The sequence below is a fragment of the Acidaminococcus massiliensis genome, assembly GCF_900095825.1.
GTDB classification, from domain to species: domain Bacteria; phylum Bacillota; class Negativicutes; order Acidaminococcales; family Acidaminococcaceae; genus Acidaminococcus; species Acidaminococcus massiliensis.
The window spans coordinates 746,276-770,946 of record NZ_LT608315.1; the positions used below are offsets into that span (position 1 = coordinate 746,276).

Consider the following 24,671-nt stretch of genomic DNA (forward strand, 5'->3'; position numbering starts at 1 on the left):
ATTTTATGGTCCTATTATAAACCTTTTTACCGAACAATCAAGTACTATTTTTTAATAGCGTTCTAAATTATAAAAACGCAGATGGCTTGTTAAATGATTGGCGTTCGAAAAATTCAAGAGAATCATCAATGAGATATCAGTCAATTCAGCAGAAGATGTCAGATTTACCTGTTTATCTCTTTTCTTCTCTGCCAGGATACTATATACTTATATTATTGTATTTTGTGAAAAGTCTTTACGGACAAGTTGTTTTAGGGGGAGTCATGAATATTGTTACGGAATTGGCGCTGATTTTCGGTGTCTGTCTGATCGGCATCGGAATCGCATCTTTGCTGCCTTTTATGGTGCCTTACAGTGTGATCAGCCTGCTGGTGCTGACGCTGCTGCTGTACCGGAAAATCCTGCGGCCGGAACAGATCAAGGATGCGGGAGTTTTTTTCATCCGGAATATGGGGATCTTCTTTGTACCGGCGGTGGTGGGAACCATGGAATATGTAGAGACCTTGACGAATTACCTGGTTCCCTTTTTGGTGATCACCCTGGTGACCACGCCGCTGGTGTATTTCATTGCCGGCTGGAGTGTCCAGCTTTGCTTGAAACTCCGCCGGAAGAAAGGAGCCGCCCATGCCTGAAGCCTTTACCCGTACCCCTTTCTTTGCCCTGACCCTGATCTTTATCTGTTGGGTGCTGGGGGTGAAGCTCCAGAAAAAAACAGGCTGGCTGCTGTGCAATCCGGTGCTGACTTCTTCTCTGATGATCGTGGTGATCCTGACGGTCACCGGTATCCCGCTGAAACATTTCAATGTGGGAGGCTCCATGATCACCATGCTCCTGGGTCCGGCTACGGCAGTACTGGCCCTCAATATCTACCAGCAGCGGAAAGTGCTCCAGGAGAACTTCCTGCCGGTCCTGGTGGGGTGTACAGCAGGGAGCCTGGGGAGTATCGCGGCGGCTCTGGCACTGTGCCACCTGTTCCAGACCAATTCCGTGTTTTCTGCCTCCATGCTGCCCAAAAGCGTTACCACGGCCATTGCCCTGGGGATTTCGGAAAACGGCGGGGGGATTCCCGGCATTACGGCTGGGGCGGTGGTGATCACTGGCATCGAGGGGGCTGTGCTGGCACCGTTCCTCAGCAAACTGTTCCACATCACGGATCCGGTAGCAGAAGGAGTGGCCATTGGAGCTTGCAGTCATGCGGTAGGGACCAGCAAAGCCTTGGAAATCGGCAAGATCCAAGGGGCAATGAGTTCCATTTCCCTGTGTGTGTGCGGGATCATAACCACAGGGCTGGCGCTGTTTTTTATGTAAGAAAGGGGGTGTTGCAGGAGCAGCCCCTTTTTCCTATTGCCAACACCGAAGATTTTCGATACAATTAAAAATAATATACACTATCTATGTATAAATTATCGGTGTTACTTTACTGTATTGGACAAAGGAGAGATTCATGGAGCAGCAAAACGAAAAAATCCGGGAAGCGGTGGAAAGTTTCCGGAAGGAGATGCTGGATTTTTGGAAGGATCTGATCAACTTCCAGGCCGGCAGCAAGGAAAAAGAACGGATGCAGACCCTGATGGGAAAGGTGTCTGTTTATCTCCAGAAGCTGGGATTGGAAAGTGAATTGGTGGAATCCGGAGCGGTACCCTTGATCCGGGCCTGGTCCGGAAAGGGCCGGGCCGGTCAGCCCATCCTCCTCAGCGGCCATTTGGATACGGTGTTCCCCGACGGCAGCTACCCGGAAGACCCCTTTACCATCAAGGAAGGAAAGGCCTATGGCCCCGGGGTCTGTGACATGAAGGGGGGCATCGTCATGGCGGTCTATCTGGCCAAAGTGCTGGAAAAGATCGGTTATGACCAGCATCCCATCAAACTGCTCTTCGTCCCCGATGAAGAAATCACCCACCAGGGATCTCAGGCAGACCGGCTGCTGGCGGAAGAAGCCCAAGGCTGCCTGTGCGCCTTCAACCTGGAAACCGGCCGGATGGATGACTGTCTCACCGTTGGCCGGAAGGGCTGTATGGATGTGTGGATCACCGTCCATGGGAAGGCCGGCCATGTAGGCAACGCTTACGCCTCTTCTGCCAATGCTATTGAAGAGATGGCCCACAAGATCATTGCGCTCCGGGCCTTGACGGATCTGGAAAAAGGCCGGATCGTCAGTACGGACATCATTTCCGGTGGTACGGTTTCCAATGCGGTGGCAGATACCTGCCGGATCGAAGTGGACTGCCGGTATGATTACAATGAAGACAAGGACGCATTGGAAAAGGCCATCCGGGCCATCTGTGCTGAGACCCACGTACCTGGGACCCGGACGGAAGTGGAATTCCCTGCTTTCATGCCCGTCTTCGAACGGACCGAAGGCAATGACCGGCTGCTGGACCTGGTGAACCAAGCGGCGGCAGAGTTCGGCCTCCCGGCTTTCGGGGCGGCCCATCCCGGCGGCTGTTCCGATGCCTCCTTTATGGCCCAGGCGGGGATCCCCATCTTGGATTCCGTAGGGGTCAAGGGGGATGGGGCCCACACCCTCCAGGAATATGCCATCGTCGAAACTATGTTTGAACGGACCATGCTGCTGGCTGCGGCCATCTGCCGTCTGTAACTGCTGCAAAGGGGAGTTGTCATGACAGAAAACAAACAGGAAACCGTTCAGAAACCTGTGAACAAAAAAGTATCAGTGCCCAGCCCGATCATCATCATTTTCTTTATCTTGATCCTTACGGCCATTGCCACCTATCTGATCCCGGCCGGGACTTTTGATCGGGTGAAGGATGCGGCCAGCGGGCGGATGGTGGTAGATCCCAATACTTTCCATTTCATCGCCCGGCATCCTGCTGGATTCTTCGATGTGTTCAAGGCTGTGCCCCGGGGCGTCAAGGGAGCCAGCGGCATTGTAGGCTTCCTGATGATCATCGGCGGAGCCCTGAATGTGATGGCTTCCACGGGAGCCATCAATGGGGCGCTGGGGCACGTGGTGACCAAAGTCAAAGGGCGGGAGATGCTGCTGATCCCGGTGCTGCTCACCATTATGACCTGCCTGAGCACCTTTGCCGGCTGCAGCGAGGAATACATCGCCTTTGTGCCTCTCATCATGGCCGTATGCTATGCCTTGGGCTTTGATTCCATCGTGGCGGTGGCCATGCCTTTGGCCGCGGTCAGCGGGGGTTATGGGGCCGGGGTGACCAATGCCTTTACCGTAGGGGTGGCCCAGAGCATTTCCGGTCTGCCCATGTTTTCCGGCATTGAGATCCGGGTGGCCATGCTGGTCGCCCTGATTATCATCAATGTGTCCTACACCATGTGGTATGCCCGGAAGATCAAGAAGAATCCAGAAAGCAGCTACATGTACGACTACGATCAGATCTACCGTCCCCAGATGGATCTGAGTGCTTATGAAGGGGACAATGTGCTGATGACCGGCCGGCAGAAGATCATCATGGCCGGCTTCGTGGTGACTGTAGGCGCCATCCTGGTGGGGGTCATCAAATTCGGCTTCTACATGGATGAACTGGCAGCCCTGTTCCTGATGATGGCTGTCTTTGCCGGTATCGTGGGCCGGCTCAGTGTCAATGATTTTGCCAACGCTTTCATCGGCGGGGTGAGAAACATGGCCATGCCCTGCATGATGGTTTCCCTGTGCAAAGGGGTGACCCTGCTCATGGGGGACAGCAAGATCCTGGATACCATCATCTACTACCTGGCGGCGGGGCTGAATGTGTTCCCCCAGTCCCTCCTGGGCTTCGGCATGTTCATCGTCCAGGATGTATTCAACCTGGTGGTGCCCTCCGGCTCCGGCCAGGCTGCCATCACCATGCCCATCATGGCGCCTCTGGCGGACCTGGTGGGGCTCACCCGTCAGACTGCCGTCCTGGCCTTCCAGATGGGGGATGCCTTCACCAACATGATCACTCCGGCCAGCGGCACCACCATGACCGTACTTACCGTAGCCGGTGTACCTCTCCGGCGCTGGTGGAAGTTCGCCTTCCCTCTCTTGGGGCTGGAATGGATCTTTGCCTTTGTGGTCATGTGGTATGCATCCGCTGTCCATCTGGGACCTTTCTGAGAGTGTATTGATGTCCTCGGATTGAGGACTTAAGAAAAACTTGTTGACAAATTTTCTTGAAAGCGTATAATAAGGCCCATAACAAAACATCAGACAGTGTTGATTGGGAAAAGTACTTGTCCATCCTGACATTCCAGAGAACCTGCCGTTTGGTGCGAGGCAGGATGTCCAGGGGAGAAGGAAAATCACCCAGGAGCTGCCCGCTGAAAGGATGCAAGTAAGTGGGGCCGGCTGACAGCCGTTATTCTGTCCGGCATTGGAAGGGAAATCCGGAGATGCTTGTGAAGAGGTCGCAGCCGCGACAACAAGAGTGGTACCGCAGAGCACAGCGCTTTGTCTCTTACAGGAGACAAAGCGCTTTTCTTTTTCTCCCAGGGAAGCCATCAGCCGTTTGATTTTTGCAGAAAACATCTTTTGGAGGGGTAAACAATGAATCTGTTGACAAAAGTAAGTGGTTTCGTAGGGAAAAATCTCACCTGGCTGGTGCTGGCCACCATCGTGGGAGGGTATTTCGTACCGGGGGCCTTTTCCTGGTCCGTCCATTACACTGTATGGCTCCTGGGAGTGGTGATGTTCGGCATGGGCATGACTCTCCATCTGTCCGATTTCAAACTGGTGCTCCAACGGCCCAAGGAAGTCCTGGCTGGCACGGTGTGCCATTATACCATCATGCCCTTGGTGGCTTTTGCCCTTACCAAGGTGTTCCACCTGAGTCCGGATCTGGCAGTGGGCATGGTGCTCCTGGGTTCCTGCCCCAGCGGCACAGCTTCCAATGTGATGAGCTTCCTGGCCAAAGGGGATGTGCCCCTGGCCGTATCTGTCACTACCGTTTCCACCCTCTTGGCCCCTGTGATGATGCCCTTCCTGGTATGGGCCCTGGCCGGTGAATATGTGGACGTCTCCTTTATTTCCATGGCTCTTACGGTCATGAAAGTGATCCTGGTTCCCCTGGTGCTGGGGCTCCTGGTCCACAAAGCAGTGGGAGAAAAATTCCTGGCCCAGATCCAGAAAGTGCTGGTACTGCTGTCCGCTTTTGCTGTGCTGTCCATCCTGGGCGGCGTGGTGGCCGTGAACGGGGCCAAAATCGTGGCTCTGGGGACCTTTGTGGTGGTGCTGGTGCTGCTCCACAACCTGGTGGGCTTTGGTATGGGGTATTTTATCACCGGGAAACTGGGCATGGGCAAACCCCAGCAGCATTCCGTAACCCTGGAAGTGGGGATGCAGAATGACGCACTGGCCCTGTCTATCTGCGCTGTGTACTTCGCTCCTGCCATGGCCATCCCGGCCGCTGTAGGCGCCGCCGTCCATCAGATCACTGGTTCCTTCCTAGCCGGTCTCTTCGCCCGGAACATGGAACGGTATGAAGCAAAACAAAAAGCCACAGAAAAAGTTTCTGTGGCGGTAGGAGATTGAAAAAGAGGGGGTGCTGTACATGTGCGGGCTTTCACACGTGCAGCACCCCCTCTTTTTTATTTCTCCTGGCAATCTTTGCAGATCCCTAAGAAATAGGTTTGATGGCTGTGGATGATGAAACCGGTCTTTTCAGCGGTTTCCTGGTCCAGCTGCTGATGGTAATCCAGCTCCAGGTTGAATACTTTTCCGCATTTTTCACAGCGGAAATGGGGATGGGGGCGGGGGTCCACGTCGTAGCGCATGATCCCGTCTCCCACATCCACTGTCTGGATCAGTTCCATCCGACAGAAAAAGCCCAGGGCCTGATAAATGGTGGCAAAGCTCAGGGTGGGCATCTGTTCCTTGACTCGTTCGTAAATCTCCGTTGCAGTAGGATGCTCCTCCGGTCCGGTAAAGGCACGGTAGACTTCCAAGCGCTGGGGGGTGATCTTCATGCCACCGGCTTTCAGGATTTCCGTCAGTTCCTTTGGACTCAGCATGGCAGCCTCCTTGTATAGATCTTGTGGGGAAAATGATTAAAATCCAACTTTCTTTAATAATAACTTTTAATACATAGAAAGTCAAATAAAATATAGTTCTGGATAGAAAAAGCATCGTTTTGTCCGGCAGGAACTGTCTTTATAACCAAACAGCGCATCCAAAGCCGGTACAGCATGTGTTACAATAAAAGGAAAAAGATGAAACGATCAGGGAGTGTGGAACAAGATGGCTTATGGACAGGAAAAGGAAATCAAATTGCTATCGACCAAAGCTGGCCGCAGGAAGTTTTTCCAACTGCCGCTGGTCAAAGAGCGGATCATCCCCGGCAGTCATCATACCCTGAAGCTCTGGAACCAGTATCTGGATACCCGGGACCGGAAACTGACCCGGACCGGAATGGCTTACCGGATCCGCAGGATCAATGGAAAGACTTTTGAGGCGACGGTGAAAAGCCAAGGAAAAACGGTGAATGGCTTTTCCAGCCGGGAAGAATATACGGTGCCTCTGGAGAAACAGGAGGCTGTCCTGGCCGGATTTACTCCTCAGTTGGACCAAAAGCTCCAGACACTGCTCCAGGAAGATGAACTGCTTCCTTTATGTACGGTGGAGTTTACCCGGAAGACGGCACTGATCCAGCTTTCTGCCGTGACGGTGGTGGAAGCGGCCCTGGATCAAGGCACGCTGACGGCAGGAGAGAAAAAAGCTCCCATCGAGGAATTGGAACTGGAAATCAAAAGGGGGCAGGAACGGGATTTGCTGCGGTTCACGGCAGCACTGGCTCGGGAAATCCCTCTCTGGCCGGAAGAACGGAGTAAGTTCAAACGAGGATTGGATCTGACTGGCTGGAAGAGTGAACCAGCCAGGGCCGGAAAGGATCCGTCCTGGAACCGGCAGGACGATCCGTTAGAGGTGTGGCGATTTTTGGTCCAGCAGGGCCTGGGAGAAGGATTGGATCTTCTGGTGCCTGGAGAAAAACAGGAATTCCAGAGCCGCCGGCTTCTCCTTACCCTTCAGCAGTGTGCCGGCCTGTGGAATCTGGGAGCCGGATTTTTGTCCCGGACTTCCTGGAAGAAGGGGCGGGATCTCCTGGATGGACTCCTGACGGTGCTGGAACCGGTGGACTACTTAGAGACTTCTGACCGGCAGCGGGAAAAACCTTTCCCGGAGGAGCTCCTTTCCCTGGAACCAGCTTGGCAGTGGCTGGAAGATCGGTGGGTGGCAGCGGCCCAGCACTGTGCAGACTGCTGCGGCCGGGAAGCGGGAGCGGCCCTGTGGCAGCTGCTGTATCTGGTATCCTTGGCCCGGAAGGACGGAACCTGTCCCACTTTAGAAGGGCTGCTCCAGAAGCGCTGGAACCATTGGCAGCAGGCCCAGCAGCTCTTGGAAGACGCTGGGAATCCGGACCCCTGGGAATGGAAGGAACAGCTGGAAGACCTGGCGGGCCTGCTGATCCTGGAAAGGGGATTGGGAGAAAAACGCCTGGTGAAACGAGGAGAAACTTACTGGGAACAGTGGTGGAAGTACTGCCGCAGCTATGCCCGGACCGGAGCACTGGCAGAAGGGGCAGAAGGCGCCCGGGAACGGGACATGACCCTGGCTCTGGCCGCTCTCTGCGGCCAGGAGGGGAACCGAACGGAAAAACGAGGGGAAAAGGCGGACGCGGCTGGCAAAGCCTTTTTCCGGGAAGTGGGACGTCATCCGGAATGGTCCTGTTTGGCCAAAGAAAAATAAAATCAAAAAAAGTCAAAAAATCGAAAATAATATTTGACTTTTTGACTTTTAAGAGGTACAATAAGACCCGGGAAGTGGGAAAAGACTTCCCGGGCCCTGTTTTTTCGGGCTCTGAAAACGAATATGACCCATTGATCCAATGGTTTTTTTGGAGGTGTTTGTTATGCAGGCAGAACGCTTGAGTGATGAAGTGCGTGGATTGTTGGAAGCTGCCCAGCAGCAAGCCGTTATGAATTACAACCAGGAACTGACCACCGTCCATCTGCTGTCTGCCATGTGCAGCCAGCCGGACGGGTTCTTCAAGTTTGTGCTGAAGAGCCTGAACGTGGATGAAACCCAGTTCAGCCGAGAGGTGGACCGTCTGCTGAAGCAGATCCCTTCTGTGAAGGGGTCTGATCAGCTGGGTATGAGCACGGGCCTGGCCCGGGTGTTTGCCCTGGCAGAAAAGGCCGCAGGCCAGAACCAGGTGACCGCATCCCATCTGCTGGCCGCCCTTTGTGAGGACGGGGATACGGAAGTGGTGAACCTGTGTAAGAAGTACGTGATCACCCGCAGTGCCATCCGTGGCTTGATCGACAAATATGAAAACAACGGGGATGCGGACGAAAACCGCAAGACCCTGGAGAAATTCGGCCAGGACCTGACCCAGAAAGCCCGGGATGGGAAGCTGGATCCGGTGATCGGCCGAGACGATGAGATCCGCCGGACCATCGAGATCCTCTCTCGGCGGAAAAAGAACAACCCGGTGCTGATCGGTGAACCGGGCGTGGGCAAAACTGCCATTGTGGAAGGACTGGCCCGCCGGATCGTGGCTGGAGACGTGCCGGAATCCCTGAAGAACAAGACCCTGTATGCCCTGGACCTGGCGTCCCTGGTGGCCGGGGCCAAGTACAGAGGGGAATTTGAGGAACGGCTGAAGAAAGTCCTGAAGATCGTGTCCGATTCCGCCGGCCAGATCATCATGTTCATCGATGAACTGCACACGGTGGTGGGGGCCGGGGCTTCCGAAGGCTCCATGGATGCGGGGAATATCCTGAAACCCATGCTGGCCAGAGGGGAACTCCGGTGCATCGGTGCCACCACCCTGAAGGAATACCGGAAGTATATCGAAAAGGATTCCGCCCTGGAACGGCGTTTCCAGCCGGTGCCGGTGAAGGAACCCAGTGTGGAGGATACCATTTCCATCCTGAGAGGGCTGAAGGAACGGTACGAAGTCCATCATGGGGTCCGGATCAAGGACTCTGCCCTGGTGGCTGCGGCAACCCTGAGCAACCGGTATATCAATGACCGGTTCCTGCCGGACAAGGCCATCGACCTGGTGGATGAGGCCGCTGCCCGGCTGCGGGTGGAAATCGATTCCATGCCTACAGAACTGGATGAAAGCCGTCGGCGGATGCTCCAGCTCCAAATCGAGGAACAGGCCCTGTCCAAGGAAGAGGATGATGCTTCCAAGGCCCGCCTGGAAAAGATCAAAGAAGAACTGGGCAAGCTGAAGGGCGAGAACGACAAGCTCATGGACCAGTGGAAAGCCGAAAAGGGCGGCATTGCCAAGATCCGTCAGGTGAAGAAGGATATGGACAATGTGAAGAAGGAAATGGAAGAAGCGGAACGGTCCTATGACCTGAACCGTCTGGCGGAACTGAAGTACGGCAAGCTGCCGGAACTCCAGAAACAGCTGGCGGCCCTGGAAAAAGAGGAACATTCCGACAAGCGCCTGCTGAAGGAAGAAGTGGACGAGGATGATATCGCCAAGGTGGTGAGCACCTGGACGGGGATCCCCGTGAACCGTCTGATGGAAGGGGAAAAGAAGAAACTGGCCCATCTGCCGGAAATCCTCCACAAACGGGTGATCGGCCAGGACGAAGCGGTGGAAGCTGTCAGCGAAGCCGTGATCCGGGCCCGGGCTGGGATCAAGGACCCCAACAAGCCCATCGGCTCCTTCATCTTCCTGGGGCCTACCGGTGTGGGCAAGACCGAACTGGCCAAAGCCCTGGCGGAAGTGCTGTTCAATGATGAGAAGAGCATCATCCGGATCGATATGAGTGAATACATGGAGAAGCACACGGTGTCCCGTCTGATCGGTGCCCCTCCTGGCTATGTGGGCTATGAGGAAGGCGGCCAGCTGACGGAAGCGGTGCGGCGTCATCCGTATTCCGTGATCCTGTTCGATGAAATCGAAAAGGCTCATCCGGATGTATTCAACGTGCTGCTCCAGGTGCTGGACGACGGCCGTCTCACCGACGGCCAGGGCCGGATGGTGGACTTCAAGAACACCCTGATCATCATGACCAGCAACCTGGGATCCCATGAAATCATGGAAAAGAAGGGGGCCATCAGCAAGGACGAAGTCCGGAGCATGCTGATGAAGTTCTTCCGGCCGGAATTCCTGAACCGGGTGGACGACATTGTGGTGTTCAAACCGCTCCAGGAAGAACAGCTGAAGGATATCGTACGGCTGATCCTGAACCATCTGGGCAGCCGGCTGCACAGCCAGCTGGAACTGAACCTGACGGCCACCGACGAAGCCATCGCCTACCTGGCCAAAGCCGGGTTCGACCCTGCCTTTGGGGCCCGTCCTCTGAAGAGATTGATTGTCCACACGGTGGAAACCGTCGTGAGCAACAAAATCGTCCGGGGCGAGATCCAGAGAGGGGACCATATCGAAGTGGTGTTCCAGAACGGGAACATCGATGTGGTGAAGAAGTGAATAAAAATAAGGGCTGCTGCACAAAACGTGCAGCAGTCCTTATTTTTATCCTTCTAGAGAATGGATGATCCTGTACAGCTTTTTCTTCAGGTCTTCCACTTCTTCCGGAGTGAACAGGGGGCCTTTTCGGTTCACCAGACAGCCCATGGCATGGGGGACTTCCAGGGCTTTGTCCCGGAGGGCTATGCCGTCGGGGGTGATTTCCACCACTACCACCCGTTCGTCATCGGGCTTCCGGTAGCGCTTCACATAGCCCATGGATTCCAGCTTCTTCAGCACCGGGGTCAGGGTCCCGGAATCCAGGTACAGCCGTTCTCCCAGGTCACGCATGGTGATGGCCTTTTCTTCCCAGAGCACCATCATGGTCACATACTGGGCGTAAGTGAGCCCGATTTCTTTCAGGAAGGGGGTATAGGCAGCCACGATCTTCCGGGCGCTGGCATACAGGGGAAAGCAGAGTTGGTTTTTCAGAAGCAGGGGATTGCAGGCATCCTTTTCGTTCATATCGATCATACCTCCGGCACGGAAAAACTTTTGGTTGCACTTTATTGTAACAGGAAAAAAACATGAAAACAAATAAAATTTAACAAAATTTAATTTGACAAAATTAAATAAAACGGGTACAATGATTTTCGCAAGAGGTTGATGGCTATAAGAAAAGAAACAGAAGGCACCGCCTGCCCGGCGGTAAGGGGAAAACAGGAGGAAAAGACAATGAGCATTTACGGACAGACCAAAGGAACGGAACTGGAATCTATGGCAAAAACCATGATGCAGGCAGAAGCCAACGGCACCATGATGTATTATGCACTGGCCCGGCTGGCCAAAGAACAGGGGTATGAGGATCTGGTGCCCCTGTTCATCGAAGCCGCCAACCAGGAAGCGGTCCACGCTGGCTTCTATGCAGTTCTCAACGGAAAATATCCCCAGGATTTCTGGGGTCTGGTGAAAACCCTCCAAAAAGCGGAAACCAATGGGGAAGCCCAGGTAAAGGCCATGGCGGACAAAGTACGGGCTGCCGGCTTTGCAGAAGCTGCTGACGAAATGGAAGTGTTCGCCAAACAGGAAGGACACCATGGGAAACTGATGGCGGAAATCCTGGCCCGGTATCCCCAGGAAGAGAAAAAGGGAAAGGCCCAAAAAGTGTATGTGTGCCCGGTCTGCGGGTACGAATATGAAGGGGACATCAACAGCGAAAGCGATGACTGGGTCTGCCCTCTCTGCGGCCAGCCCAAAAGTGCGTTCAAAGAAGTGAAATAAGAGGATGAGAAACAGGGGGTGCTGCACATACCGTGCAACACCCCCTTCTTGACATTTCCGGAAATTTTTTCTACTATGTACTTTCAGAACGTATTTTTGTGTCTGAAGGTGAAACTGTTGGAAAACGAAAATCCTGTTTTTGTGCGCCGGGCAGATGCCCGGCTGTTTCTGTCCATATTGGCCGCGGGACTTCTGTCCTTTACCGGCGTGGTCATTGAAACGGCCATGAATGTAACTTTTCCTACCTTGATGGAAGAGTTTTCTGTGGGGACATCTACGGTCCAGTGGCTGACCACCGGATATCTGCTGGTGCTGGCCACCGTGATCCCTACTTCCAGCTACCTGAAGCAGCGGTTCCCCCTGAAAAGGCTGTTCGTGGCCGGGAATCTGCTATTCCTTACGGGAACAATCCTGGATGGAATGGCAGGGAACTTCTTCCTGCTCCTCTTGGGACGGCTGCTTCAGGGAGCCGGTACGGGGATCGGACTGCCGCTGATGTTCAACTTGGTTCTGGAACAGGCTCCCTTGGACAAAATCGGCACCATGATGGGAGCGGCCATGCTGGTATGCGCCCTGGCTCCAGCTGTAGGCCCTTCTTTGGGAGGCTGGATCATCGGCCAATTCGGCTGGAGGATGATCTTCGCTGCGCTGGTGCCCGGGCTGCTGTTTTCTCTGGGCATCGGGCTCTATGCCATCCGCCAGTCTTCAGCTTGGGGGCCCCGTCCATTTGACAGCTTTGGCTTGGGCTGCCTGGGATTGGCGTTTACCTGTCTGCTCCTTTTGTGCAGCTATGCCTCCGGGCTGCCGGCAGGCCCTCTTTTGGGGCTGGGAGGTCTGCTGGTCCTGGCCCTGACCATCTTCGCCCGGCAGGAAAACCGGCTCCAAAAGGCCGGATCCACCCCTTTGCTCAATCTCCAAGTGTTCCGGGTGCCGGCTTTTGACGGGGCGGTGTTGGGACTGCTCCTGGTCCAATTCCTATGTCTGGGGGTGGGCTTCCTGCTGCCCAACTATGCCCAGCTGGTCCTGGGAGCTAATCCCTTTGCCGCCGGCTGCATCCTGCTTCCTGGCTGTTTGGTAGGGGCGGCACTGGCCCCTGTCAGCGGCCGGCTCTATGACCAGCTGGGTGCCCGGAAACCCCTGCTCCTGGGCAGCAGTGCCATTGTCCTCAGTTTCCTGTTTTATCAGTTTGCCTTGGGAAAGGCGGGAATCACCGGGTTTACAGCCATTTATGCGGTGTTCACCCTGGGACAGGGGCTGTCGGCAGGGAATATCCTGACCTATGCCCTGGAGAGTCTGCCGGAAGAAATGCAGCCAGATGGCAATGCCGTGTGCAATACCCTCCAGCAGCTGGCTGGGGCCGTAGGGACATCGGTCTGTGCGGCTTTGGTAGCTGCTGGACAGCGGGGACAGGAGCTGGCTGCCGGAACCAGCCAGGGGACGGCTTGGGCTTTCCATCTGCTGTTGGTCCTGGCCTTGTGTCAGGGAGCCTCTATGGTATGGGCTCTTCGCGTCCATTCATCTTCCTTTCACTTTGGTCCATTACAATAGTTAGTATTATCTAACAAGGAGGCAGATCATGGTGAAATGGAAACTGTGCCTGGGGACCGGGCTGCTGGCCGCCTGTTGTTTTTCTGCGGGGGCTTTTGCTGCCGGGCATGTGGAAGATGTGGAAGCCATCTCCCGGGTATATGGAGATGGGGAAAAGCTGGCAGCTGTCCAGCTCCGGTACGATGCGGATCTTTTAGGGTCCTCGGTGGCGGCAGCGGATTATGCCGTGCCGGGACGGACGGTGGCAAAGGCTTTTGTCACAGCTGAGCCCTATGGGAAGGCTGCGGAAAAAGGACGGTATGTCCAGGTGGAACTGATCCCCCTGCCCCTGTCTGACCAGATGGCGGATTCCCATCCGGAAGACAAACATAAGGCTCCCATCGGTGTGGGAGGGCCCCAGCTGGGAAGCCACGGGAATCCTCAGCCCTTGGTACCGGTTACGGCATCCATCAGCCAGAAGGGAAGGGTGGAAACTGTCCAGGGACGGATCTACGGAGGAGAGCCGGAGATGAAAAGTACCCATACTCGGCAGCTGCTGATCGAGAAATTCACCCAGCACACCTTTACGGATAGTGATGGGAAAACGCTCCAGTATAACTTGTACGTGCCGGAAAACCTGGAAAAGGGGAAGACCTATCCTCTGGTGCTCTTCATGCATGATGCTGGAACCGTCTCTCCGGAAGTGAAAGCGACTTTGAGCCAGGGCCGGGGCGCCGTGACCTGGGTGGAACCGAGATGGCAGGAGGAACATCCCTGCTTTGTGCTGGCACCTCAGTACGATACGGTGATCGTGGATGACAAGTATCAGTACGGGCCGGAACTGGACCGGACCATCCATCTGGTGGAAAGTTTAGCCAGCCAGTATCCCATTGACACCAAACGGATCTACAATACCGGGCAATCCATGGGCTGTATGACTTCCATCGCCATGGATGTGAAGTATCCGCAGTTCTTTGCCGGGTCCTATCTGGTGGCGGGCAAATGGGATCCCAGGGTGACGGCCCCTCTGGTCCAGCAGAACATTTGGGCGGTGGCGGCAGCCGGTGACCCAGGGGCCAAACCTTCCATGGACACCATCATGGCCCAGCTGGACGCTGCGGGAGACAAGGTGAGCCGGGGCACCGTCGCCCAGGATGCTCCGGAAGCCCAAGTGGACCAGCTGGCGGAACAGATGATCCAGCCCGGAGTCCATGCCTATTACCTGCTGTACCAGGGAGGCAGCCACCGGAGCACCTGGCAGCACGCTTACGATATCACTCCGGCCAAGGAGTGGCTTTTTGGGCAGAAAGAGGGGGTGTGAAAAATTCACACCCCCGGTCGCGAGCCTGGACGTCTAAGTCGCTTGTTCTTTTTCTATAGGATGATAAGAGGAAATCGGCAGGAATCTGCGAAAGGGGATCTTTGGTTTCCATCAACAAGCCCGCGACCCAAGGCCCGCGACAAAAAAGGCACCGCAAACGCGGTGCCTTTTCATCATTTCTTCGCATTCTTCGTCATTTCATCGGCAGCGGTCCGGATGATGGCAGCCAGCAGGGCATCGGAATCATACTCTGTGCTGGTCCGGTCATCGGTGACCTGGTAGATGGGCTGGCCGTTCTTAGTGGCCAGGAAGGTGACGCTGGCATAGGCGGTTTCTCCTTTGGCCAGCTTGTTCCCTTTCCGGGGAGCGGGTTCGGTGCCATCAGCCGTTTCGATGCCTACCGGGTTCACCTGTACCTGCAGGGTGATGGTGTTCCGGAGTTTTTTGTCCGGTAGCATCACTGGATTGCTGTACACGGTGACACCTTCTTTTTTGAAGTCCCGCTGGAGGGTCAGCAGGGTCTTGCGGACTGCATCGTCATCTCGGATAAAGGCGGGATGGGCTTTTCGGAAGTCCGTATCCTGCCGGCTGAGATCTTTGAGATAAACGACTTTGACATTCTTGAAAGGAAAGGTATTGCTCTTCCAGCCGCTGCGTTCTGCGCCTGCCGTCAGAGGCAGTGCCAGAAGGACAACAAGCAGGGTGGCCAGGGCCAGGAATTTTTTCATGGATGTTCCTCCTCTTTGGTTCTATCTTCTCATTGTACAACGGAAAGGAAAGTGTTTCAACGGCTTTTCGTTTTGACTAACGTGAGGAATCAGGCTATAATTTGTAGAGTTATGTTGTATCCGCTGTGGGTACAGTGCGGGAAGTGAGGGAACTGTCATGCCAATACCGCTTGTTGTATGGGCGGCCGCCGGGATCGGGGCTGCCGGACTGCAATTGTACAGAAGTGCCACCAGCTCTGAAAATATGGTGAAGAATGCCATTGAAAGGTACAATGAGGAACGTTTCAAATTCTATAAGACCCTGGAACGGCTGACTCCGGAAGTGGAGAACCTGGGACATCTGAAGCTCCTGGTCTGGGGCTGTTATGACAAGGTCTTTGCCATTCTGGACAAAATCGAGAATCTGCCAGGCCATTATACGTATAAGAGCCACAAGAATCTCCACATGCTGCCCCAGGATGTGCGGAAACTGAAACGGATCCGCCGGGTGGTGGAGCGGATCCAGGAGAAAAAACTGGATACAGAAGGCACTGGCATGCTGACGGTGGTAGCCCTCCAGGGCGGTGCGGCCAGTTCCTACAGCCAGTCCGAGCTGGAGCGGGATGAGGCCAAACTGGTAATGGAAAAAATCATGGACCAGCCCCTATATACATCGGAAGTCACTGCTTTGGATGAGATGAGTGTACTGGAATCCATCATGTGTTTCCCGAAAGTGCTGCGTCCTGGCTATTTTTCCGACAAGGACGGTTCCAAAATGACCAAGGACGAGGCGGTGAAGTTCAAGACGGATACGGATACCCAGTCTCTGCTCCTGGCGGATGCGGAAGCCCGGGGAGAACGGCTGCTGGAAGTGGTGCGCCATGTGTATAAAACCATGGAGACACTGAAAAACGAACAGCGGGAACAGATCCTGTTCCTGCAGAACCTGTTGACCACCAAGACAGATTATGCAGCTTTTACATTGGAAGAAAAAGACCGGCTGAATTTTGTGGTAGCACTGGGATTCGTACTCCGGGAACTGGCCCGGACGGATATTGTCCTCAAAAATGGCAATATGTCCATCCTGAACCGCAGCGGGCTGCGGATCCCCTTGGCCAAAGCCCAGGATCTGCTGCCCATGGAAAATCTGGCGCTCCTGGATGAAAAAGATTAACCTATGGGAGGAACCATTGTGATCAGTACGAAAGCGTTTAAAGCTTATGACATCCGGGGCATCGTCCCGGAAGAAGTGAATGAAGATCTGGCCTACCGGCTGGGACGAGCCCTGGCCTGGAAGCTCAAAGCCAAAAAGCTGGTGGTAGGCCATGATATCCGGCTCAGCGGGCCGGCACTCACCAAGGCTGCCGTAGCAGGCATGCAGGATGGGGGAGCTGCTGTGCTGGATCTGGGCCAGTGTGGGACGGAGATGATGTATTTTGCCACGGCCCATCTGAAAACGGATGGGGGCATGATGATTACGGCCAGCCACAATCCCAAAGATTACAACGGCATGAAGCTGGTCCGTTCCGGGGCCAGGCCCATTTCGGCGGATACAGGCCTCCAGGATCTGGCAAAATTGGTAGCGGCAGAAGATTTTGAGACACGGGTTCCCAAGGCAGCGGAACGGGGAACCTATGAGATGGTGGATATCGTCCCCAGCTATGTGGAACATCTCCTTTCCTATATCAATGTGAAGAGCCTGCTGCCCCTTAAGATCGTAGCCAATCCGGGGAACGGGGGAGCTGGACCCATTGTGAAAGAATTGGCCAAACATCTGCCCTGCCAGTTCATCCTGATCAACGATACACCGGACGGGAACTTCCCCAATGGGGTCCCCAATCCTCTCCTGCCGGGGAACCGGGCTGCCACTTCAGAAGCGGTGAAGAAAAACGGGGCGGATCTGGGCATTGCCTGGGATGGGGACTTCGACCGCTGTTTCTTCTTTGATGAAAACGGCCGGTTCATCGAAGGGTATTATCTGGTGGGCCTATTTGCCCAGTATTTCCTCCAGAAACATCCTGGCAGCAAGATCCTCTATGATCCCCGGTTGACCTGGAATACGGAAGAAATCATTGCCCGGTATGACGGACAGCCGGTCCGCTGCAAGAGCGGCCATGCCTTCATCAAGGAATGTATGCGGAAACAGGGCGTCCTCTACGGAGGAGAAATGAGCGCCCACCATTATTTCCGGGATTTTTCCTACTGTGACAGCGGGATGATCCCCTGGCTGCTCTTGATTTCCCTGATTTCCACTTCCGGGATGACCCTGTCCCAGATGGTGGACGCCCGGATCAGCGAATATCCCTGCAGCGGGGAGATCAATCTAAAAGTGGCAGATGCGGATGCGGTGCTGGAACGGCTGTCTAGCCATTTCCGCTCCGGCATCCAGGATCGGATGGACGGACTCAGCGTGGTCTACGATGAATGGCGCTTCAATCTCCGGAAATCCAATACGGAACCGGTAGTGCGGCTGAATGTAGAAACCCGGGGGGACAAGGATCTGTTGAAGCAGAAGACCCGGGAAATGCTGGAACTGATCGGCGGAGAACAGGCATAGGAGGAAGCAAGCGGATGAATGTATTGGTAACGGGAGGAGCCGGTTATATCGGCTCTCATGTGGTGGAAGAACTGACGGCCAACGGGTATACCCCCATTGTCTATGACAATTTCAGCACGGGCCATGTGGACGCGGTGTCGGACAAGGTCCAGCTGATCGAAGGGGATATCCATGACTTCAATTTCCTGAAGCATATCCTAGGGGAATATGAGATCGACGGCGTGCTCCATTTTGCCGCCAGCAGCCAGGTGGGAGAATCCATGGTGAACCCGGGAAAATATTATTATAACAATGTGGCAGGGACTCTGGGCCTCCTGGATGCCATGCGGGAATCCGGCGTGGAGCAGCTGGTATTCTCTTCCACGGCTGCAGTCTACGGGGAACCGGAACAGGTGCCCATTACGGAAGATATGCCCCTCCAGCCCACCAATGTGTACGGCCGGACCAAGCTGATGATCGAAAAGATGATGGCGGATTATAGCCGTGCCTACGGGCTCCGGTATGTGGCTCTCCGGTATTTCAATGCAGCCGGGGCTTCCCTTTTGGGAAACATCGGGGAGGATCACCGTCCGGAAACCCATCTGATCCCGCTGATCCTCCAGGCGGCTCTGGGCCAGCGGGAAAGCGTTTCCATCTTCGGTACGGACTATCCTACCCCGGACGGCACCTGCCTGCGGGATTATATCCATGTGAAGGATCTGGCCAGTGCCCATGTGCTGGCCATGGACCATCTCCAGCAAGGCGGCGGCTGCCGGACCTACAACCTGGGGACGGAGAATGGTTTCTCGGTCCGGGAAATCATCGAAACGGTGAAAAAAGTCACCGGACGGAACTTTACCGTGAAGGAAGAAGCCCGGCGGGCCGGAGATCCGGCAAAACTGATCGCTTCTTCTGAAAAAATCAAGAAGGAGCTCCATTGGGAACCCTGCCACAGCAATATCGAGGAAATCGTGGCGACGGCTTGGCGGTGGCATGAAGGGCATCCCAAAGGATACGAAAAATAAGCAGTATGGATATTTTAGTGACCGTGGACGGACTGAAAAAAAGTTTCGGCGTCCACGATATTTTTCAGAATGTAAGTTTTACGGTCAGACAAGGTGAAAAAGTGGGGCTGGTGGGAGTCAACGGCAGCGGCAAGACCACTCTGCTCCGGTGCCTCCTGGATCCGGATTTTGCCGATGGGGGTTCTGTAAAGTTTGCCGGTGATCTGCGGCTGGGCTATGTGGAACAGGGCTTCGATGATTTCCGGGAGGAAACCGTTTGGCAGTTCATGCAGCATGCCTGCCCGGATATCCTGAACCTCCGGGAAAAGATGCGGCAGCTGGAAGAAGCCAGCGGCCGGGCCCAGGGGGAGGAACTCCAGGGAATCCTGGACCAATATGCCAGGACGGAAAGCCGGTATGCCCATCTGGATGGATACCACTATGAAAACAACATCAAACGGGTGCTGATCGGCCTGGGATATCCGGAAGAAACCTGGCAGTGGCGGGCGGATAAACTGTCCGGAGGGCAGAAGACACGTCTCCAGCTGGCGGCGGCTCTGGTGAATTCCCCGGATCTGCTGATCCTGGACGAACCCACCAACCACCTGGATATCGTCATGAGCGAATGGCTGGAAAATTATCTCCGGGAATTCCGGGGCGGGGTGTTGGTGATTTCCCATGACCGGGCCTTCCTGGACAATGTGGTGGAAGAGATCCTGGAAATGGAAGGGGGTACCCTCCACCGGTTCAAGGGGAACTATTCCCGATACCTGGAACAGAAGGAAATCCAGGTGCTGACCCAGACCCGTGCCTACGAGGCACAGCAGGAATATATCGCCCGACAGGAAGCCTACATCCGCCGGTTCAAGGCGGGCATCAAGAGTAAGATGGCCAGAGGCCGACAGTCCCAGCTGGACCGGCTGGAACGGATCGATGCACCGGTCCAGGAGGAAGAATTCCAGCTGCGGCTGCCCCATGCGGCGGAATGTGCGGAAAAAGTCATCATACTGGAACATCTGGACGTAGGATATCCCCAGCATCTTTTGCTCCAAGATGTGGACCTGACCCTCCGCCGGGGAGAAAAGGTGGCCATCATCGGGCCCAACGGCTGCGGGAAATCCACCCTGCTGAAGACCATCCTCCAGGAACTGCCGCCTCTCAAAGGAGAGGCACGGATCGGGAACCGGGTGAAGATCGGATATTTCTCCCAGAGTTACGAGCGGCTGGACGAGAACCAGACCATCATGGAGAACTTCCTGACGGAATATGGGCTCACCGACGAACAGACCCGCCGTCTCCTGGGCAGCATGATGTTCCATGGAGAAGATGTTTTCAAGGTCATCGGGACCTTGTCCGGGGGACAGAAGGCTCGGCTGGTGCTGCTGAAACTGGTGCTGGACGGTGCCAACTGCCTGCTGCTGGACGAACCTACCAACCATTTGGATATTGCGGCCAAGGAAGCTGTGGAAGCGGCCTTGGAAACCTTTGACGGCACCGTGCTCCTGGTGAGCCACGACCGGTATCTGGTGAACGAGGTGGCTGGACGGATCTGGGCGGTAGAAGACGGCCATGTGACCGATTATAAGGGGAACTACGACTTCTACCTGGAGGAACGGGATAAGAACCGGAGCCAGGAAGCGGCGCCGGAGATCCTCCGGAAGGAGAAGGAGCCGGCGGCTAAGGCGACGCCGGCAGCGGCGGCGCCACAAACGGCCCAGCCGGAGAAAAAAATGGAAAAGAAACCGGAAAAGAAGCCCTACAGTCCGGCGGAAGCCCAGAAGCTGCTTCCCCAAGTGGAGCTGAAGATCCGGGAATATGAGGCCCTCCAGAAAGTGCTCAGTGATAAGATCGCCGATCCGGCCAACCAGCAGGATCTGGAGACCAGTACGAAACTGGCGGAAGAATATGCGGAGCAGAGCAAGATCCTGGACGGTCTCATGGACAAATGGGAGAAACTGATGGAGTCATTGGAATGACCATAGATGGATTTTTACAGGCACTGCAGCAGTTCCATGGGGACGGTTGTTTCAATCCCTGGGGGGAATATGATCCCTCCTGTGATATCGGACCCGAGGCACCGGTGATCCGTTCGGCCAATTTCCGCCGGTATCTCCAGCTCCGGCAGAAAGCCCGGTTCCTGTTCATTGCAGAAGGGCTGGGATATCAGGGAGGGCATTTTTCCGGCATGGCCATGACCAGTGAACGGATCCTCCTGGGCCATCATCCCACGGTACGGCCGGAAGTGGTCCTGGGAGAAGGCTGGGATTACCGGAGGACCAGCAACCCCGAAAGCCCCCTGCTGAACCGCAAGCAGAAGGAACAGGGCTTCAACGAGCCCACCGCTACCATTATGTGGGGAGAATTGGCCCGGCAGGGACTGGCACCTTTCCAGACCCTGCTTTGGAATATTTTTCCCTTCCATCCGTACAAATCTGCCGGGATCCTGACCAACCGGACACCCACCGGCCCGGAACTGGATCAGGGGATCTGCTATGCCAGGATGCTGCTGGAACTGGTTCCAGGACTCCAGGTCATTGCCATTGGCCGGAAAAGCGCCGGGACCCTGGAAAAATATGGGGTGCCCTGTGCGGCGGTGCCTCATCCCTCCATGGGAGGGGCCAATCGGTTCCGGGCTGCGGTGGCGGCGCTGTTCGCAGAATAAAGGAGAAACCATGACGAAGAGTACCTTAGCGTCCATGACCAAGGAACAGGTGCTGAAAATCGCCCTGACGGCAGGGAAAATCCTGCTGGTCAGCGGAGCGGAGACCTACCGGGTGGAAGATACCATGCTGCGGATCTGCCATGAAGGGGGCATGAACACCATTGCAGCCTTCTGTACTCCCTCTCTGATCATGATCGGGGAAGAAACCATGGAGGGAGCCAGCCTGATGTACCGAGTGACCCACCGGGGGACGGACCTGACCTTGATCAGTGAAGTCAATGACATGAGCTTCCATATGCCTGCATGGGGAAAAAGCTTCCAGGATACGATGGCCATCCTGGAGGAAAAAACCATGCGCAAACCCCGGCCAGCTCGGGAAGAAATCTTTTGGTCCGGCCTGGCCGGAGGATTCTTTGCAGTGGTGCTGGGGGGCGGAGCCCTGGAATTCGCTGCAGCTTTCCTGGGCTCGCTGCTTTCCATGGCCTTTGTCAAAGCCGTTGCACCTTTCCGGCCCAGCAGCTTCTGGGAGACTACTATGGCCGGAGCCATCATCTGTCTTACCGTGGTCATCTTCCGCATGGCCTGTCCTGATCTGGTGATGGAACTGGCCATTGCCGGAGGGGTCATGCCTTATCTTCCGGGGATGGCGTTTACCAACGGCATTCGGGATTTCATGGCCGGGGATCTGCTCAGCGGGACTTGCAGGGCCGGGGAGGCCATTTTCCTGGTAGGCGGAGTGGCTATCGGCATTGCTACCGTCCTGGGCGTACTGTACATGTAGGAGGCTCCTATGCCGCTGGCAGCAACCATTTTCATCAAAACCATATTTTCTTTTTTCGCCACCGTGGCCTTTGGCAAGCTGTTCAAATGTCCGGAAAGTTGTTTGTATAAGGCCGGCTTCGTAGGCATGGTGGGTTTTGGGGTCTACATCGTCCTCCTCAGCGGGTTTGGACTCAGTTCCATGCTCAGCAACTTTGCCGGGACGGTGGCCCTGTCCATCTGCAGCGAGATCTTTGCCCGCTGGTACCGGCAGCCGGTCCCTATTTTTTCCATTCCGGGGATCATTCCCCTGGTACCGGGACTGCCTCTTTACCGGGCTATGAACTATACCATGCTCAATGCCTACAGCATGGGCATGCACACTTTCGTATCCGCGGCGCTGGACGCTACCGCCATCGCCATGGGGATCCTCCTGGTTTCCGGTCTGGCCAAGGTGTACAAGACCAGTAAGAAGATGGTCCGGGACAAACGGAAGGGGAAACGTTGAGGAAACCGGGAAATTTGGCTATAATACAGGCAGAGAACTGTGAAGGAGGAGTTATCCATGGCAGTGTTTACGACAAAACAGAAACAGGTGGTCAACAATCCGGGAACCGGGACCATTGAAAAAGAGATCCTGGTAGATCCGGCCGTATTCCAGGGAACCAATGATCTATTTGCCCAGATCACCCTGCATCCGGGGTGCGCAGTGCCGGTCCACCAGCACTTGGGGAACAACGAGACCTACTACCTGCTCAAAGGCGAAGGGGAATACACCGACGAAGACAAGAAGCTTACGGTGAAGGCTGGAGATGTGACCTTCTGTGAAGACGGCGGTACCCATGGGCTGAAGAATACCGGCAAAGAGGATCTGGTATTCATCGCCTTGATCAACAATACGCCGGGGTATAAGAGATAAAAATGTCAGCAGCCAGCTGTCAACGGTCAGCGGCGTTTGAAAAAGACCTGCTTTCGGGAGCAGGTCTTTTTTTGTGAAAAATATGTGAAATCTTGCATAAAAAATGCATTCCTTCCTGCATAATTGACTGCAAAAACGAGAAAACTTCCCCGCTTTACTGCAGTACCAGTGCCTGGAAGGCAAGGATTTTTCTCCTGGTTTACACCAAAAGAAACACGTGGAACTGTGTAAAGAAAGAAGCGCATAAAATGCGGGGAAAAACCGAAAAAATCCCCAAAAAAATATTGACATCAGCTGTCAGGAATGTTACAATACCACAGTGTCACAGAGGGGTAGTATGTCTTTTGGAGGTGTCAGATGTTTCTCGCAGACGTAAAGAACGGTTCGCCGGTTGTTGTCGGTGTGAAGCAGTCCCAAAAGGCCATTGCCCGGGATCAGGCCGCAGGAGTCCTGATTGCCCAGGATGCGGATGAACATGTTACAGGACCTGTAAAGGACCTGTGCGGAGCCAAAGGCATCACCGTTGAAACAGTGCCTACCATGCAGGAACTTGGCAAGGCCTGCGGCATCCACGTGGGAGCATCCGTCGCCGCTGTGCTCAAAACCCGGTAGAATCTGCTGGAAACGGCGGATCTTCATAATCATTAAATCTTATTCTCGAGAAAGGAGGTGCCGGAATGCCTACAATCAACCAATTGGTTCGTAAAGGTAGACAAGTTATTACTCAAAAATCCACGGCGCCAGCATTGAAAAATTCACCGCAAAAACGCGGTGTCTGCACGAGAGTGTACACCACCACTCCGAAGAAACCTAACTCTGCTCTGCGGAAGGTTGCTCGTGTCCGTCTGACCAATGGTATTGAAGTAACTGCTTACATTCCTGGTATTGGCCATAACCTGCAGGAACACAGTGTTGTCCTGATCAGAGGCGGAAGAGTCAAGGATCTTCCCGGTGTTCGTTATCACATCATTCGCGGCGCATTGGATACCGCCGGTGTTGCTGACCGCAACCAGGGCCGTTCCAAATATGGCGCTAAGCGCCCGAAAGCAGCTAAGAAATAATTAGTCTGCCTGCTGTAGAATGATTTAATAACGAAGGAGGAAATACAGATGCCGAGAAAAGGTCCTGTAACCAAAAGAGACGTATTACCGGATCCAGTATATGGTTCCAAACTGTTAACCAGATTCATCAACAAAATTATGCTCGACGGCAAAAAAGGTGTTGCTGAGCGTATCGTATACGATGCATTCGACCTGATCCATTCCAAGACTGGAAAGGATCCCATGGAAGTGTTCGACGCTGCCATGAAGAACGTAATGCCTGTCCTGGAAGTCAAAGCTCGCCGGGTGGGCGGCGCCAACTACCAGGTGCCTGTAGAAGTCAGAGCTGACCGGAAAACCACTCTGGGGATCCGGTGGCTGGTCAATTATTCCCGCCTGCGCGGTGAAAAGACCATGTATGAACGCGTAGCCGGAGAATTGATGGACGCTGCCAACAACACTGGCGCCGCCGTCAAGAAACGTGAAGATACGCATAAGATGGCTGAAGCAAACAGAGCGTTTGCTCACTATCGTTGGTAAGATTC

24 protein-coding genes and 1 other annotated feature are annotated in these 24,671 nt (G+C 54.8%); of the genes, 21 read left to right on the forward strand and 3 right to left on the reverse strand.

All coding sequences use genetic code 11. The features are described 5' to 3' along the window. Positions 1-263: 263 nt before the first annotated feature. From BQ2657_RS03590 to BQ2657_RS03610, 5 genes are all read left to right on the forward strand, one after another. Entirely contained in the window at positions 264-632 is a 369-nt protein-coding gene (locus tag BQ2657_RS03590) for a CidA/LrgA family protein (protein ID WP_075579406.1), read from the forward strand. Then, the gene (locus tag BQ2657_RS03595) at positions 625-1,308 is read left to right on the forward strand and encodes an LrgB family protein (RefSeq protein WP_075579407.1); all 684 of its coding nucleotides are present in this window, start codon (positions 625-627) and stop codon (positions 1,306-1,308) included. Before BQ2657_RS03590 ends, BQ2657_RS03595 begins: the two co-directional genes overlap by 8 nt. Before the next feature lie 136 nt (positions 1,309-1,444). Next, entirely contained in the window at positions 1,445-2,599 is a 1,155-nt protein-coding gene (locus BQ2657_RS03600) for a M20 family metallopeptidase (RefSeq protein ID WP_075579408.1), read from the forward strand. Between the two features lie 21 nt (positions 2,600-2,620). Beyond that, on the forward strand, positions 2,621-4,060 hold the full coding sequence (locus BQ2657_RS03605; protein ID WP_075579409.1) for a YfcC family protein: 1,440 nt from the start codon (positions 2,621-2,623) through the stop codon (positions 4,058-4,060). A 90-nt stretch (positions 4,061-4,150) separates the two neighbouring features. Then, positions 4,151-4,404 (forward strand) — a binding site (T-box leader). An 85-nt stretch (positions 4,405-4,489) separates the two neighbouring features. Next, a complete protein-coding gene (locus BQ2657_RS03610; protein WP_075579410.1) occupies positions 4,490-5,473 on the forward strand; it encodes a bile acid:sodium symporter family protein in 984 nt (327 codons plus the stop codon). Between the two features lie 56 nt (positions 5,474-5,529). On the opposite strand, the gene BQ2657_RS03615 is transcribed toward BQ2657_RS03610, so the two are convergent. Continuing rightward, positions 5,530-5,952 carry a Fur family transcriptional regulator gene (locus BQ2657_RS03615; protein ID WP_075579411.1) on the reverse strand — a complete coding sequence of 141 codons (423 nt, stop codon included), beginning with the start codon at positions 5,950-5,952 and terminating at the stop codon, positions 5,530-5,532. A 226-nt stretch (positions 5,953-6,178) separates the two neighbouring features. Here BQ2657_RS03615 and BQ2657_RS03620 point away from each other — a divergent pair, with 226 nt between their 5' ends. Further along, positions 6,179-7,684 carry a CYTH domain-containing protein gene (locus BQ2657_RS03620; RefSeq protein ID WP_075579412.1) on the forward strand — a complete coding sequence of 502 codons (1,506 nt, stop codon included), beginning with the start codon at positions 6,179-6,181 and terminating at the stop codon, positions 7,682-7,684. Between the two features lie 163 nt (positions 7,685-7,847). Further along, positions 7,848-10,391: an ATP-dependent chaperone ClpB gene (gene clpB / locus BQ2657_RS03625; protein ID WP_075579413.1), complete on the forward strand. Its 2,544-nt coding sequence runs from the start codon at positions 7,848-7,850 to the stop codon at positions 10,389-10,391. A gap of 45 nt (positions 10,392-10,436) precedes the next feature. Here the strand turns inward: clpB and BQ2657_RS03630 are convergent, their stop codons facing one another. Further along, entirely contained in the window at positions 10,437-10,895 is a 459-nt protein-coding gene (locus BQ2657_RS03630; RefSeq protein WP_075579414.1) for a MarR family winged helix-turn-helix transcriptional regulator, read from the reverse strand. 210 nt (positions 10,896-11,105) lie between these two features. Between BQ2657_RS03630 and BQ2657_RS03635 the strand changes: the two genes are divergently transcribed. The 3 genes from BQ2657_RS03635 to BQ2657_RS03645 all read left to right on the forward strand — a co-directional run bounded on the left by BQ2657_RS03635 (position 11,106) and on the right by BQ2657_RS03645 (position 14,499). Next, the gene (locus tag BQ2657_RS03635; RefSeq protein WP_075579415.1) at positions 11,106-11,651 is read left to right on the forward strand and encodes a rubrerythrin family protein; all 546 of its coding nucleotides are present in this window, start codon (positions 11,106-11,108) and stop codon (positions 11,649-11,651) included. 108 nt (positions 11,652-11,759) lie between these two features. Further along, positions 11,760-13,199: an MFS transporter gene (locus tag BQ2657_RS03640; RefSeq protein WP_222704317.1), complete on the forward strand. Its 1,440-nt coding sequence runs from the start codon at positions 11,760-11,762 to the stop codon at positions 13,197-13,199. A 28-nt stretch (positions 13,200-13,227) separates the two neighbouring features. Next, positions 13,228-14,499 carry a hypothetical protein gene (locus tag BQ2657_RS03645; protein WP_075579416.1) on the forward strand — a complete coding sequence of 424 codons (1,272 nt, stop codon included), beginning with the start codon at positions 13,228-13,230 and terminating at the stop codon, positions 14,497-14,499. Between the two features lie 173 nt (positions 14,500-14,672). On the opposite strand, the gene BQ2657_RS03650 is transcribed toward BQ2657_RS03645, so the two are convergent. Next, positions 14,673-15,227, reverse strand: a complete 555-nt coding sequence (locus BQ2657_RS03650) for a hypothetical protein (RefSeq protein WP_075579417.1) — start codon at positions 15,225-15,227, stop codon at positions 14,673-14,675. A 157-nt stretch (positions 15,228-15,384) separates the two neighbouring features. Here BQ2657_RS03650 and BQ2657_RS03655 point away from each other — a divergent pair, with 157 nt between their 5' ends. From BQ2657_RS03655 to rpsG, 11 genes are all read left to right on the forward strand, one after another. Further along, the gene (locus BQ2657_RS03655) at positions 15,385-16,380 is read left to right on the forward strand and encodes a hypothetical protein (protein WP_075579418.1); all 996 of its coding nucleotides are present in this window, start codon (positions 15,385-15,387) and stop codon (positions 16,378-16,380) included. Positions 16,381-16,398: 18 nt separating this feature from the next. Continuing rightward, positions 16,399-17,763 carry a phosphohexomutase domain-containing protein gene (locus tag BQ2657_RS03660; protein ID WP_075579419.1) on the forward strand — a complete coding sequence of 455 codons (1,365 nt, stop codon included), beginning with the start codon at positions 16,399-16,401 and terminating at the stop codon, positions 17,761-17,763. A gap of 14 nt (positions 17,764-17,777) precedes the next feature. Then, positions 17,778-18,767, forward strand: a complete 990-nt coding sequence (galE, locus tag BQ2657_RS03665) for a UDP-glucose 4-epimerase GalE (RefSeq protein WP_075579420.1) — start codon at positions 17,778-17,780, stop codon at positions 18,765-18,767. A 5-nt stretch (positions 18,768-18,772) separates the two neighbouring features. After that, positions 18,773-20,722, forward strand: coding sequence for an ABC-F family ATP-binding cassette domain-containing protein (locus BQ2657_RS03670; RefSeq protein WP_075579421.1), 1,950 nt, complete (start codon positions 18,773-18,775; stop codon positions 20,720-20,722). Next, on the forward strand, positions 20,719-21,408 hold the full coding sequence (locus BQ2657_RS03675) for a uracil-DNA glycosylase (protein WP_075579422.1): 690 nt from the start codon (positions 20,719-20,721) through the stop codon (positions 21,406-21,408). The genes BQ2657_RS03670 and BQ2657_RS03675 overlap by 4 nt, the downstream gene beginning before the upstream one ends. A 10-nt stretch (positions 21,409-21,418) precedes the next feature. After that, positions 21,419-22,189 carry a threonine/serine exporter family protein gene (locus tag BQ2657_RS03680; protein WP_075579423.1) on the forward strand — a complete coding sequence of 257 codons (771 nt, stop codon included), beginning with the start codon at positions 21,419-21,421 and terminating at the stop codon, positions 22,187-22,189. A gap of 9 nt (positions 22,190-22,198) precedes the next feature. Then, positions 22,199-22,675, forward strand: coding sequence for a threonine/serine exporter family protein (locus BQ2657_RS03685; protein WP_075579424.1), 477 nt, complete (start codon positions 22,199-22,201; stop codon positions 22,673-22,675). 57 nt (positions 22,676-22,732) lie between these two features. Further along, a complete protein-coding gene (locus tag BQ2657_RS03690) occupies positions 22,733-23,086 on the forward strand; it encodes a cupin domain-containing protein (RefSeq protein ID WP_075579425.1) in 354 nt (117 codons plus the stop codon). A 357-nt stretch (positions 23,087-23,443) separates the two neighbouring features. Further along, complete coding sequence (locus tag BQ2657_RS03695) at positions 23,444-23,698, forward strand: L7Ae/L30e/S12e/Gadd45 family ribosomal protein (RefSeq protein WP_075579426.1); 255 nt, start codon at positions 23,444-23,446, stop codon at positions 23,696-23,698. 65 nt (positions 23,699-23,763) lie between these two features. Further along, positions 23,764-24,147: a 30S ribosomal protein S12 gene (rpsL, locus tag BQ2657_RS03700; RefSeq protein ID WP_012939266.1), complete on the forward strand. Its 384-nt coding sequence runs from the start codon at positions 23,764-23,766 to the stop codon at positions 24,145-24,147. A gap of 48 nt (positions 24,148-24,195) precedes the next feature. After that, positions 24,196-24,666, forward strand: a complete 471-nt coding sequence (gene rpsG, locus BQ2657_RS03705; RefSeq protein ID WP_071141976.1) for a 30S ribosomal protein S7 — start codon at positions 24,196-24,198, stop codon at positions 24,664-24,666. The last annotated feature ends 5 nt before the right edge of the window (positions 24,667-24,671 follow it).